Source organism: Halomonas litopenaei, from assembly GCF_003045775.1.
Taxonomy (GTDB): Bacteria; Pseudomonadota; Gammaproteobacteria; order Pseudomonadales; family Halomonadaceae; genus Halomonas; species Halomonas litopenaei.
In genome coordinates, this window is sequence record NZ_PXNS01000001.1 from 356,848 (window position 1) to 369,099 (window position 12,252).

General features: G+C 65.6%; 12 protein-coding genes. 8 read left to right on the forward strand and 4 right to left on the reverse strand.

The annotated features are described in order from the left end of the window. Window positions 1–41: 41 nt before the first annotated feature. Entirely contained in the window at window positions 42–812 is a 771-nt protein-coding gene (locus C6W88_RS01680; protein WP_146164624.1) for a hypothetical protein, read from the reverse strand. A 246-nt stretch (window positions 813–1,058) separates the two neighbouring features. On the opposite strand from C6W88_RS01680, the gene C6W88_RS01685 reads away from it, so the two are divergent. Next, window positions 1,059–1,988 carry a DUF808 domain-containing protein gene (locus tag C6W88_RS01685; protein WP_108131280.1) on the forward strand — a complete coding sequence of 310 codons (930 nt, stop codon included), beginning with the start codon at window positions 1,059–1,061 and terminating at the stop codon, window positions 1,986–1,988. Window positions 1,989–2,331: 343 nt separating this feature from the next. Here C6W88_RS01685 and C6W88_RS01690 read toward each other — a convergent pair whose 3' ends face one another. After that, the gene (locus C6W88_RS01690; protein WP_108131281.1) at window positions 2,332–3,705 is read right to left on the reverse strand and encodes a PepSY-associated TM helix domain-containing protein; all 1,374 of its coding nucleotides are present in this window, start codon (window positions 3,703–3,705) and stop codon (window positions 2,332–2,334) included. Window positions 3,706–3,778: 73 nt separating this feature from the next. Further along, window positions 3,779–4,318 carry a DUF2946 family protein gene (locus C6W88_RS01695; RefSeq protein ID WP_108131282.1) on the reverse strand — a complete coding sequence of 180 codons (540 nt, stop codon included), beginning with the start codon at window positions 4,316–4,318 and terminating at the stop codon, window positions 3,779–3,781. 153 nt (window positions 4,319–4,471) lie between these two features. Between C6W88_RS01695 and zapE the strand changes: the two genes are divergently transcribed. The 3 genes from zapE to C6W88_RS01710 all read left to right on the forward strand — a co-directional run bounded on the left by zapE (window position 4,472) and on the right by C6W88_RS01710 (window position 6,802). After that, on the forward strand, window positions 4,472–5,806 hold the full coding sequence (gene zapE, locus C6W88_RS01700; RefSeq protein ID WP_108131283.1) for a cell division protein ZapE: 1,335 nt from the start codon (window positions 4,472–4,474) through the stop codon (window positions 5,804–5,806). A 110-nt stretch (window positions 5,807–5,916) separates the two neighbouring features. Then, window positions 5,917–6,411 carry a GNAT family N-acetyltransferase gene (locus C6W88_RS01705; protein WP_231498438.1) on the forward strand — a complete coding sequence of 165 codons (495 nt, stop codon included), beginning with the start codon at window positions 5,917–5,919 and terminating at the stop codon, window positions 6,409–6,411. Between the two features lie 187 nt (window positions 6,412–6,598). After that, complete coding sequence (locus C6W88_RS01710) at window positions 6,599–6,802, forward strand: CsbD family protein (RefSeq protein WP_045990910.1); 204 nt, start codon at window positions 6,599–6,601, stop codon at window positions 6,800–6,802. Between the two features lie 106 nt (window positions 6,803–6,908). Here C6W88_RS01710 and C6W88_RS01715 read toward each other — a convergent pair whose 3' ends face one another. Next, window positions 6,909–7,940: a LacI family DNA-binding transcriptional regulator gene (locus C6W88_RS01715; RefSeq protein ID WP_108131284.1), complete on the reverse strand. Its 1,032-nt coding sequence runs from the start codon at window positions 7,938–7,940 to the stop codon at window positions 6,909–6,911. Window positions 7,941–8,442: 502 nt separating this feature from the next. Here C6W88_RS01715 and ltnD point away from each other — a divergent pair. Genes ltnD through otnI form a run of 4 tightly spaced genes read left to right on the forward strand, consistent with a single transcriptional unit; the run spans window position 8,443 to window position 12,235 of the window. Next, a complete protein-coding gene (ltnD, locus tag C6W88_RS01720; RefSeq protein WP_045990913.1) occupies window positions 8,443–9,384 on the forward strand; it encodes an L-threonate dehydrogenase in 942 nt (313 codons plus the stop codon). Window positions 9,385–9,441: 57 nt separating this feature from the next. After that, window positions 9,442–10,734 carry a 3-oxo-tetronate kinase gene (otnK, locus tag C6W88_RS01725; RefSeq protein ID WP_108131285.1) on the forward strand — a complete coding sequence of 431 codons (1,293 nt, stop codon included), beginning with the start codon at window positions 9,442–9,444 and terminating at the stop codon, window positions 10,732–10,734. Then, the gene (gene otnC, locus C6W88_RS01730; protein ID WP_045990915.1) at window positions 10,731–11,378 is read left to right on the forward strand and encodes a 3-oxo-tetronate 4-phosphate decarboxylase; all 648 of its coding nucleotides are present in this window, start codon (window positions 10,731–10,733) and stop codon (window positions 11,376–11,378) included. The genes otnK and otnC overlap by 4 nt, the downstream gene beginning before the upstream one ends. Window positions 11,379–11,437: 59 nt before the next feature. Further along, window positions 11,438–12,235: a 2-oxo-tetronate isomerase gene (gene otnI, locus C6W88_RS01735; protein ID WP_108131286.1), complete on the forward strand. Its 798-nt coding sequence runs from the start codon at window positions 11,438–11,440 to the stop codon at window positions 12,233–12,235. Window positions 12,236–12,252: the final 17 nt, after the last annotated feature.

The following is a 12,252-nucleotide window of genomic DNA, read 5'->3' on the forward strand; positions in this document are numbered from 1 at the left end:
AGTTCAAAGGGTGAGCAGATAACATTGATCACGGCAGGAGACTACCGGGTTATTACATCGCCGTGATAAATGTAGCCGTCGGCAGTCATCAGCCACGGGATGCCCTGAACCTTTCCTTGTACCCTAGTCGCTTCGCCTGTTTCGAGCCAGCGAATCACATGTGACCAGCGATCGGGTTGCTCACGAATCGCCGTGCGCGTGGTGGCTATGACCAGGGTGTTCGGCGCGGATGCGCCATCCTTGTCGATCTCTCGTACGGACGGTGTTTCGTCCGTGGGCTCAGGCTGTGGATAGCTGTAGCTCAGGAGGTGTTGGAGGGCATCAAAACGATAGGCGCTGATGGAGTTGGCCACACTGTCGATTGTCTGCACCATTCCGACCGGATCCCCTTCTAGCAGCAGCTGGGAGCCGCTAATGCCCTTTTGCAACGTGACGCCAGGAGTGGTGGGGGTGACGTGAACGTAGTGCTGGTCCAACCCCGAAAAACGTACGGCAAAGGTCTCGATGCCTCCGGTCTCGCGGACCCGCAACAGTGTACCGAGGGACTGGCGCATCACCGCAGTATCCAGCACTTCGCCAAGATCCTGAATTGGCCGGGGAGCGAAGCAGTCCAACTGGGGGCCAGGCCTTACCCGTGCGATGCCCAGATCGGGGCCGATAGTGGTCAGGCGGTCCGCTTCGGCGAGAACTCGATGGCGGTCCGTCAGCGTGATGGCATACCCGGTACCTAGGACGTGGTCGGGTGCGACCAACAGGCATTGGTCCCGATTGGCGCGGAGAACCCCCTGGCCCTGTTGCTTGGCAGTCACCATGACGGGCTCTGAGGCTTCAGCACGAGACAGCCCCACTAGACAGATCAAGCCTAGAATACATGTTCTTTTCAAGGCAATTGCTCCTGCGATGGCACACATTCAAGCCTAGACCAAGCTGATGCCAAGCAGGCAATACGCGATGGATGGACGAGTCTGGTGTAAGCTCAACTTTGACGGCGCGTACTCCCATCACCGTGCCATGCCAATTCCGGTGCCGAAGTATCTCGGGCCCAAGGAGGGAAGCCTGTGGCTGGAAGTAGCCTGTTAACTCTGATCGACGACATCGCCACCCTGCTCGACGATGTCTCGGTGATGACCAAGGTGGCGGCCAAGAAGACCGCCGGTGTTCTCGGCGACGATCTGGCGCTCAACGCCCAGCAGGTCACCGGCGTGGCGGCGGATCGCGAGCTGCCGGTGGTGTGGGCGGTGGCCAAGGGGTCGCTGTTCAACAAGTGTTTCCTGATTCCCGGCGCGCTGTTGATCAGCGCCTTCGTGCCCTGGCTGGTGACGGTACTGCTGATGCTTGGCGGGGCCTTTCTGTGCTTCGAGGGCGCGGAAAAGCTGGCCCACAAGTTCCTGCACAAGGAAGACGCCGAGCAGGAGCGCCAGGCGCGACTGGCGGCGCTGGCCGACGGCGAAACCGACATGAAGGCCTTTGAACGCGACAAGATCAAGGGCGCCATCCGCACCGACTTCATTCTCTCGGCGGAGATCATCGTCATCGCGCTGGGCACCGTCAGCGCCGCCCCCCTGAGCCAGCAGATCGCGGTGCTGGTGGCCATCGGCCTGCTGATCACCGTGGGTGTCTACGGCCTGGTGGCGGGACTGGTCAAGCTCGACGACCTGGGGCTCTACCTGACGCAGAAGGACGGCGGCCTGGCACAGGCCCTGGGACGGGGGCTGCTCAAAGGCGCACCGCTATTGATGAAGGGGTTGTCGATCTTCGGCACCCTGGCGATGTTCCTGGTCGGCGGTGGCATTCTTGCCCACGGCATCCCGGTGGTCGGGCACTGGATCGAGGGGCTGGCCGAGACCGAGGTAGCCCTTCCCGGCCTCGACGCCATCATGCACGGGCTGGTGCCAATGCTGGGCAATGGCCTGTTCGGCCTGGCCGTGGGCGCTGCCCTGGTCGCCGTCTGGACCGGCGTCCAGCGGCTTCGGGGCAAGGGCCACTGAATGCCAATGCTGGTCGATCATGCTTCGTTCGTCCTGGCCGTGGGTGCTGCCCTGGTCGCCATCTGGACCGGCGTCCAGCGGCTTCGGGGCAAGGGCCACTGAATGCCAATGCTGGTCGATCATGCTTCGTTCGGCCTGGCCGTGGGTGCTGCCCTGGTGGCCGTCTGGACCGGCGTCCAGCGGCTTCGGGGCAAGGGCCACTGATCGCGGATAGGTAGACAGGGGCGGAGCGTGCTCCTGGCTTCAAGCAAGAAGGGCGACCCGTGGGTCGCCCTTCTTGTGTGGTGGATGGCCCTTTCCTGGCTTTGCCGATGGCCCTTTCCTGTCTTTACTGATGTGGGGCCTAGCCGGTAGCGCGTCGGCGGGCCGCGACCAGGGTACGCAGGGCGTCCACCGTCAGGAATATCACCAGGCTTACCCCCATTACCGGCATCGCCAGTCCCAGCAGCAGCGCCACCAGCGAAATGAGCGCCAGCACCGACAGCGGCAATTCCAGCAGGGCCTGCCACAGCGTCTGGCTGTCGCGGGTCAGGGCACGGCGGCGCCACCACATGGCGTAGCCCCAGCCGACCATGGTCATGATGCCGATACCCAGGGAGGCCAGCAGCAGTTGGTTGGGCAGGCCGAAGAGGATGCCCATATGGCCGTCGATGCCCCAGCGGGTGAGCTTGGCCGCAGGCGGGTAGTCGTTGAAGCTCACCTGATCCAGCACCTGGAAGCTTTGCGGATGGATCGCCACCTCGTCCACCTGGGACGGCCAGCTACGGTCGATCTCGCGCACCTTCCAGGCCTGATTGTCGCCGGGCACCAGCAACTCGATCTTGCCGGCGTCGAGGCCTGCCTCACGGGCCTGGCGTTCGACCGCGTCGAAGGCCTCAAGCGACCCCGATACGGTCGGGTGAGCGCCGGGCATGGCGTGGTCGGCGTGTGCGTCGTAGGCGACGTCGTGGGCCTGAAGCGACTGGGACACCCGAGGCGTCCCCCAGCCTGCGGCCTTGAGCATGGTGAAGAAGTTGTCGCCGGCGTACTTCGACCAGGTCATGCCGGTGGCCGACAGGGCCAGCAGGCCGACCAGCAGGAACAGCCCCAACAGACTGTGGCGTCGGCGGGTGCGCAAGCGACGGGCGGTGCGGGTCTGCTTGCCGGGCTGCACTCGGGGCGAGGGGGTGACCGCCCAGATGGCCAGTCCGCCGAGGGCGGCGAGCCACATCCAGGAAGCGGCCAACTCGCTGTAGAGGCGGCCGGGATCGCCCTGCATCAGGCTGCGGTGGATCTGGTCGATGATCCGGCGTAGCGGCAGTACCCCACTGGTACCGTAGACAGTCATGTCGCCACGGATTTCGAGGCTTTGCGGGTCGACAAAGATGGCCCGGTGTTCGCCGGCATCAAGGCTTGGGTCTGCGAACATCACCCGGGTGGTGGCGCCGGGTTCGGGGGCCGGGCGCACGGCGCTGGGCAGGGCGGAATCATCGAGATAGTCCTGGGCCGCTGCAATCTGGCGTGACAATGGCCGGGCCAAGGTCGCGGAAGCGCTGTCCGAGCCGGTGGTCAGCGCGTCCCGGTACAGTGCCTGCTCCAGTGCCGGGGTCAGCGCATAGAGCGTGCCGGTGAGGGCGGCGAAGAAGATGAAGGGGCCGACCAGCAGGCCGATATAGAAGTGCAGTCGTATCACCAGCGTCTTCAGCGCCGGCGCAACAGGTTTCGCGTGCGTCGTCATGGTCATTCTCTTGCAGGCGGAGTTGCCGACGGCGATGCCGTTCGGTGGCTCTGGAGGCGGTGGCCTCGATGGATCACGACAATGACGCGGGAGGGGCGCGGGGAGTCGGACGCTGGAAGCGCCCGCTGACAACGGGGGGAATGCCTGCAGCACAACGTGCCGGCGGGGCCCGCGGCGCCAGGCTAACCAATACCAGCAACAGCAGGGCCAGCCACGGCACCTGGGCAAACAGTACGCAGTAGCCACAGGCGGCCAGGTGATGATGCCCGGCGTCACCGACCGCCCCCTCGGCGGCAGGCTCGGACGTGCTGCGCCCCTCGACCTTGCCGACCGCCCCCTCGGCGGAAGGCTCAAACGTGCCGTGCCCCTCTACTTCCGCGGCGCTCGGCGTGGGATCATGCTGGGCATGGCCTTGTCCGGTGCCTCGAGCCAGGCCTTGGTGGTGACCATGCCCTTGGTGGTGTTGTCGACCGGCCTCGTCCTCCATCGCCAGGCGCTGGATCTGGCTGATCAGTGGGCCTACGAACAGCATCAGCATGGCCAGCACCGCCAGCAGGCAGACCCGGCGCTGACGGCGGGGTCGGGAGCTCAAGAGACGAGCGGCTGAGGGCATGAAAGAGGCAACCTTAGCGATCGGGAATATGCAGACGGGCCACTATAGTGCAGCGCCTGGCGTTTGCCCACGGTGGAGGCATGCTCTTCCGAGGGACCTGTGCCGGCGACAATAGGGGCACACGGGTCGATACCACCAGCCAGGGATCTATCGATGAGTGACGGCTACAAAGAGGGCGAAGGGACCGGTGACAGGATCGGCGGCGGGATCGATGAAGCAAGCGGTGAAGGCCTGCAACCGCATCCTGGGCCGGACCGAGAGGCGCCATCGCTTGGCAGCCAACGGCTGGATCGGCCGCTCCATGGGCCGTTGAACCAGTCTCGATGTCAGCCGTTGTCGCTGGGCTATCAGGCGCTGCTGGAGGAGGGACATCTGGTTGCCGATGCCGCCCAGGCCCGGGCGGTCGAGGCGCTGGACGCATTGCAGCAGGAGCTCGCTGGCGGCGTGACGAGCCGGGGCCTGTACCTCTGGGGGCCGGTGGGTCGTGGCAAGACCTGGCTGATGGATCTGTTCGTCGAATGCAGTCCGGTGACGGTGCGTCGTTGGCACTTTCATCACTTCATGCGCTGGGTGCACCAGCGTCAGTTTTACTGGCGCGGACAGCCCGACCCGCTGGTAAGGCTCGCCGAGGAGCTTTCCGCCGAGGTCGGGGTGCTGTGTCTCGATGAGGTGTTCGTCGAGGACATCGCCGACGCCATGCTGCTGGGCGGGCTGATGCAGCACCTGTTCGCCAGACGCCTGACGCTGGTGGCTACCTCGAACCAGCCGCCGGCCGAGCTCTATCGCGATGGCTTCAATCGCGAGCGTTTCCTGCCGGCCATCGCCGCCATGCAGGCCCATCTTCAGGTGCTCGAACTGGATGGCGGTCAGGATCATCGCCGCCATCCCGGCGACGTTCACCAGCGCTATTTTGTGCGTAGGGCCGGCGACCCCGGCATTCTGTCCGAGCAGTTTGTTCGGCTGAGCGGCAGGGCGGCGACGCCCCGAACACTGGCGCTTGGTGGCCGCAAGCTGGAGGCCAGAGGCCTCGAAGGCCAGGTACTCTGGTGCGACTTCGCGGCCCTGTGCGAGGCGCCGCTGGCGGCGCTCGACTTTATCGCGCTATGTGATCGCTTCGATACGCTGTTGCTGGGGGAGGTGCCGTGCCTGGCTTCCAGGCCTGATGAGGATGACAGCGGCGCTGGTGCCGCGCCGGATCGGCAACCGGGCGCCCCGCGTCCCATCGCTCGTGGCACAGAAGACGCCAGTGAGCGGGTGGCCGCCGGTGATCGCGTACTGCCGCCGCTGGGGGCCAGGGACGACAGCGTGCGTCGCTTTATTGCCCTGGTCGACGAATGCTACGACCGCCGGGTACCGCTGGTGATCGAGGCGTCGGTGGCGATGGAGGAGCTTTATCCCGATGGCTATCTGGCGTTTGCCTTCCGGCGCACCCTGAGCCGGCTTGGCGAAATGCAGCTGGCGCGCTTCGGGCAGCGCCGGTTGCCTTGATCCTTGCGGCGTCAGCCTGGGCGAGGCCGCGATCGGCAGGCGCCGTCGAAAAGTGTCGGCAGGGACAATAACGCTCACAAGTGAACGGCAATAGACGGAAGTGGACAGCAATGGACGAAAATCGACAGATGAACGGGATCACCATCGAGCGCTTGAGCGCCGCTTCGCAACAGCTTGACCAGGTCGCCGACTGGACCTTTGACGCCTGGGGGCACCTGCATCCGGAGGCCGACATCGACGGCTGGCGCCAGGCGGTGGCTCAGATGTGCGGTCCGGCCGGGGTGCCCTCGGTGTTCGTGGCGATGAAGGAGGGGCAGGCCCTGGGCACGGCGAGCCTGTCGCCGGATGACATGAGTATTCGCCGGGAGTTGTCACCGTGGCTCGCCTCGGTCTACGTGCCACCCGAACAACGCGGTCAGGGACTCGCCTCCGCGCTGGTAAGGCGGGTAGAGCAGGAGGCTCGCGACCACGGCATCGAATGGCTTCACCTCTACACGCCGGATCAGCAGTCACTGTATCGCCGGCTGGGGTGGGAGGAGCTCGAAGAGCTCGACTATCTGGGTGAGCGGGTCACCATCATGCGGCGGCGGCTGATTGATGGGTGAAGTAAAAAGGTTGGTCGGAGGAAGGACTGTGCTCAAACAGTCTTTTGCGGAAGTTATCTGATTGAATTTTTTATAAAAAACGAAGGTGTGTGGTGGGGTGGGCTAGCCGCTGGGTTTGCCGCAGGCTAGCCTTCGTCAGGAGTATGCCATCTACCTTTATGAGATCGACTGACCCGGAGATCATGCCATGGACAAGCACACCATCGAAGGCAAGTGGAAGGAACTGAGCGGTGCCGCCAAGGAAAAGTGGGGAGAACTCACCGACGACGAGATTCAGCAGGCCGAAGGCAACAAGGAAAAGCTGATCGGCATCATCCAGCAGAAGTTTGGCCTGGCCAGAGAAGAAGTGGAGAAGGAGTTCGACAAGCTCAAGGGTCGGCTCGATCAGTAGCGGCGAGTGCCGCGGGCTCTGTCGCCCGTGCGGGCAGGCAGCGTCTTGTACCAGCGGGGAGTCATCGTGACTCCCCGTTGTTCGTTGTGGGTCAGGTCTGGTGTCCTCAGGTGCTCTCACCTTCCAGCAGGGCGAAGCCGACGTCGATCTGGCGTTCGGGGTCACGGCCCTCCAGACGGTCGATGATCTGCGAGGCGGCGAGCCGGCCGATGGCCTCGCGGGGGGAGGAGATGGTGGTCAGACGCGGCATCAGCGAGCGGCCGAAGGGCAGCCCGGTAAACCCGGCGATGGCGATGTCGTCGGGCACTCGCAGGCCCTGGCGCTGTGCGCCCAGCAGGGCGCCGCTGGCCATCACATCGTCGACGAAGTGGATCGCCTCGACGCCCGGGTGGTGGCGACGGACCTCGTCCAGCGCCGTGGCGCCAAGATCGAAGTGGCTGTCCTGGTGCCACTCCATCAGCGGGGCCGCAAGTCCGGCCTTCTCGAGCCTGGTGCGGTGGCCGGCGTAGCGCTGGGCGGCGCGATAGTTGGACTCGAGCCGGGTGCCGGCGAAGACGATATGACGGTAGCCCCGAGCGATCAGATGATCGGCCATGGCGGCGCCTGCCTTTTCGTGGTCCATGCCGACGTTCATGTCCAGCGCCGGGCCCAGTTCCATGATTTCCACCAGCGGTCGAGGAAAACGTTCCAGCAGCGCGCTTAGCCCCGGCTGGTGGCGCAGGCCGGTGGTCACCAGGGCGGTGGGGGACCAGCCGAGAAAGGTGCGGATCAGCTCTTCTTCGCGCTGCATGCTGTAGTCGGTGTTGCCCAGCAGCATCTGGTAGCCGTGCTGGTCGAACTGTGCCTGCAGCCCCTGGATGACCTCGACGAACACCACATTGGACAGCGACGGCACGATCACCGGGATGAAGCGCGAGCTGGCCGAGGCCAGGCTACCGGCCACCATGTTAGGCACGTAGCCAACCTTGGCGATCGCCGCCTCCACCTTGTTGCGGGTGGTCTCGCGTACGCTGTCCGGGCGGTGAATCGCCCGGGATACGGTGATCGAGGAAACTCCAGCCTCACGGGCGACGTCGTCAAGCGTCGGGTTGTCCAGGCCCTTGCGGCGGCGGCGATCACCGCCCTGGGTCTCGTTCATCGGACTCTCCTTGATCGATGGCATCAGAGGGATGCCTGCCTACCATGGTATGCCGAATGGGGCGCGCTGGCTCGCTCGTTCCCTGGCTGTCCCTGCGTCGCAGGTCAGTGGGGACATGGCCCAGCGCCTCGGCCTCGAGCGGCTGATGCCGAGCGCTTCATGCAGGGCAGCTTGGATCAAGCGCTGCGCGCCTCGGGGCACCCATGGTCCCGACACCGGGACCACGGCGGTAGTTAGACATTGGTCGATGTCTATCGCTTTCCTGCTTGTGCAGCAAGGGACTCTGGACTAAAAATGTTAGCGCTAACATTTTACAGGGCAGCAGCGGTGATCTTCACCCATCACCGCCGACCGGATTTCCTATCGTCCTGTTATCGGTATTGGTCGCTGGCCTTCGATGTGCCGGGTACAGATACCGCCTCCCTGCTCCTTCCGCAGATGAAGTCGAAGCAGGCCATACTCTTGTTTGTCGGCCCTGACGGCCTCGTTACCGGAGAGCAGCATGAGCGAATCATCCACGACATCCGCCGGATCCCCTGTCTGTGGCGTGGTGGGACTTGGCGCCATGGGCATGGGTATCGCCCGAAGCCTTCTGCGTGGCGGCCTTGAGGTGATCGGTTGCGACGTTTCCAGCGCCTCCCGTCAGGCCTTCGAGGAAGCCGGTGGTGAGGCGGTGGCGTCGGCCCGCGAGCTGGCGCCGCGCTGTGACGTGGTGCTGCTGGTGGTCGTCAACGCAGATCAGGTCGAGGCGGTGCTGTTTGGAGAAGATGGCCTGGCGGCGACGCTTGCGTCGGGCAGCCTGGTGATCCAGTGCGCCACCGTGGCGCCGAGTTTCGCCGAATCCCTGGGACGCCGACTGGCAGAGGCTGGGCTGATGATGCTCGACGCCCCGATCAGCGGCGGGGCGGCCAAGGCGGCCAGCGGAGAGCTGTCGGTGATGGCCTCCGGGAGTGCCGAGGCCTTCGCCCTGGCCGAGGCACCGCTTGGTGCCATGGCGGCCACGGTCCACCGGCTGGGCGACGCGCCGGGGCCTGGCTCCAGCGTCAAGCTGGTCAATCAGCACCTGGCCGGGGTGCATATCGCCGCCGCCGCCGAGGCCATGGCGCTGGGACTGAAGATGGGCATCGACGGTCGCGCGCTGTACCGGGTGATTACCCAGTCGGCGGGCAATTCGTGGATGTTCGAGAACCGGGTGCCGCACATTCTGGACGGCGACTATCACCCGCTGTCGGCCGTGGACATCTTCGTCAAGGACCTCAACATCGTTCACGACACCGGCCGCGAACTGCGCCTGTCGATGCCAGTGGCGGCCAGCGCCCTGCAGCAGTTTACCGCCGCCAGCGGCATGGGGCTGGGACGCGAAGACGACGCCGCGGTGGTCAAGGTCTACGCCGCCACCGCAGGGATCGCACTGCCCGCGGCCAATGACGACGACGCCGGATAAGGCCGCGTCGCAGCCGTGTTCCTCCCCTTTATTCACCGTATTTGACGAGGACTGACCATGACTCTGGTACTCGGCGCCATCGCCGATGATTTCACCGGCGCCACCGACCTGGCCAACAATCTGGTGCGCTCCGGCATGCGCACCGTGCAGATGCTCGGTGTGCCCACCGGCAAGCCGCTTCCGGAAGGTGTCGACGCCGTGGTCGTCGCGCTCAAGTCGCGTACCTGCCCGGTGGAGGAGGCGCTGGCCGACAGCCTGGCGGCGCTGGACTGGCTGACCGAACAGGGCGCACGGCAGGTCTTCTTCAAGTACTGCTCGACGTTTGATTCCACCGCCGAGGGCAATATCGGCCCAGTGGCCGATGCCCTGCTCGAGCGTCTGGGCGGCGATCAGACGGTGATGGTGCCGGCCTTTCCGACCACCGGACGCACGGTCTATCAGGGTCACCTGTTCGTCGGCGATCGTCTGCTCAACGACAGCGGCATGCAGGATCACCCGCTCAATCCGATGACCGACGCCGATCTGGTGCGGGTGCTGGGCGCGCAGACGTCGCATGCGGTGGGGCTTCTGTCCCACTCGGTGATCCGCCAGGGCGCCGAGGCCTGTGCCAGCCACCTCGACCGCCTGGGAGGTGACAAGGTCCGCCACGTCATCTGTGACACCCTGGATGACGCCGACCTTGAGGTGCTGGCTGCGGCCTGCGTCGAGCTGCCCCTGGTCACCGGCGGCTCGGGCCTTGGCCAGGCGCTGCCCGCCGAGTATCGGCGCAAGGGCTGGCTTGAGGCGGTCGACGACGCGGCTCGGCTGGCCTCGGCCCAGGGGCAGGCCCTGGTGCTTTCCGGTAGCTGCTCGCGGGCGACCCTGGCCCAGGTCGAGCACTTCCTCGAGCGCCATCCGGGGATCGCCCTGGACCCGCTGGCGCTGGCCGAGGGTGACGCGCCCATCGCCGAAGCGCTGGACTTCGTGCGTCGCCACTATCGGGACTCGCCGGATGAACCGGTGCTGGTCTACGCCTCGGCTGCACCCGAGCGGGTCAAGGCCGCCCAGCAGCGCCTGGGTGTGGCCAAGGCGGGTGAGCTGGTCGAGCGGGCCCTGGCGACCCTGGCCGCCACCCTGGTGGACGAAGGTGTCGGCAGGTTGCTGGTGGCCGGCGGCGAGACCTCCGGTGCGGTGGTCTCGGCGCTGTCGCTGGACCAGTTGCATATCGGCGGGCAGATCGATGCCGGGGTGCCCTGGACCCAGGCCCGCGTGGGCGGGTCGACCCTGTCGCTGGCGCTCAAGTCCGGCAACTTCGGCGGCGTCGATATCTTCAGCCGCGGCTTTAAGGTGCTCAAGGAGATGAGCCAATGAGTGCACGTGACGTCAATCGTCTGCGCGAGCAGATCGCGACCTACGGCAAGTCATTGTTCGACCGCGGCCTGACCATGGGCTCCAGCGGTAATATCAGTGTGCGTCTGGACGACGGCGGCTGGTTGATGACCCCGACCAACGCCTGCCTGGGACGACTCGATCCGGCCAGCATCTCGACGTTGTCGGCGACGGGGGAATGGCTCGATGGCGACAAGCCGACCAAGGAAAGTTTCCTGCATATGGCGATGTACGCCGAGCGGCCCCAGTCCGAGGCCATCGTTCATCTGCACTCGACCCACTCGGTGGCGGTATCCTGCCTGCCGGATGTGGACCACCACGACTGCATTCCGCCGCTGACCGCCTACTACGTGATGCGCGTCGGTCGCCTGCCGCTGGTGCCCTATCACGTGCCGGGGGACCCCAGCCTTGGCGACGCGGTACGTGGGCTCGCCGGCAAGCACAGCGCGGTGCTGCTGGCCAACCACGGCCCGGTGGTGGCGGGCAAGTCGCTGGAGGCAGCGGTCTACGCCACAGAAGAGCTCGAGGAGACCGCCAAGCTGTTCCTGCTGCTGCGCGGCCAGAATCCTCGAGGGTTGACGCCAGAACAGGTAGAGGAACTCGAAGCGCGCTTCCCCCGAGACTGACACGGCGCTTGCTGCGTCGATCTCAAGGCCTGCACGACAATGACAATCAGGAGAGCGAGATGCCCCGCCTGGCCGCCAACCTCAGCATGATGTTCACCGAACACGCCTTTCTCGACCGCTTTGGTGCCGCCGCCAAGGCGGGCTTTACCGGCGTCGAGTACCTCTTCCCCTATGACTTCGAGGCGCACGAACTGCGTGAGCGGCTCGACCAACATGGGCTGACGCAGGTGCTGTTCAACCTGCCCCCCGGCGACTGGGAGGCTGGCGAGCGAGGCCTTGCCAGCCTGCCGGGGCGCGAGGGGGAGTTCCGCGAGGGGGTCGAGCGTGCGCTCGACTACGCCAAGGCGCTCGACTGTCCGCGCCTGCATGCCATGGCGGGGCTGCTGCCGCAAGGCGCCAGCGAGGCCACCCGAGAGGCTCATCTGGCCACCTACGTCGACAACCTTTCCCATGCCGCCGAGGCCTGTGGCCGGGCCGGGCGTACCCTGTTGATCGAGCCGATCAACGGCCGCGACATGCCGGACTTCCTGTTGCAGCGCCAGGAGCTTGCCAGGGAGGTGATCCAGCGCGTCGGCTCGCCTCACCTCAGGCTGCAGTTCGACCTGTACCACTGCCAGATCGTCCAGGGCGACCTGATCCGTACCCTGGAAAGCCAGTTCGATGTGGTGGGACACGTGCAGCTTGCCGGGGTCCCGGAGCGCCATGAGCCGGACCAGGGGGAAGTGAACTTTGGCCCGGTACTCGAGCGTCTCGACTCCCTTGGCTATGACGGCTGGGTCGGCTGTGAATATCGTCCCGCAGGTGACACCGTCGATGGCCTGGGCTGGGCGCGCGCCCATGGTGTCGTTGCCAAATAACTCGCCGCCGAAGGAGG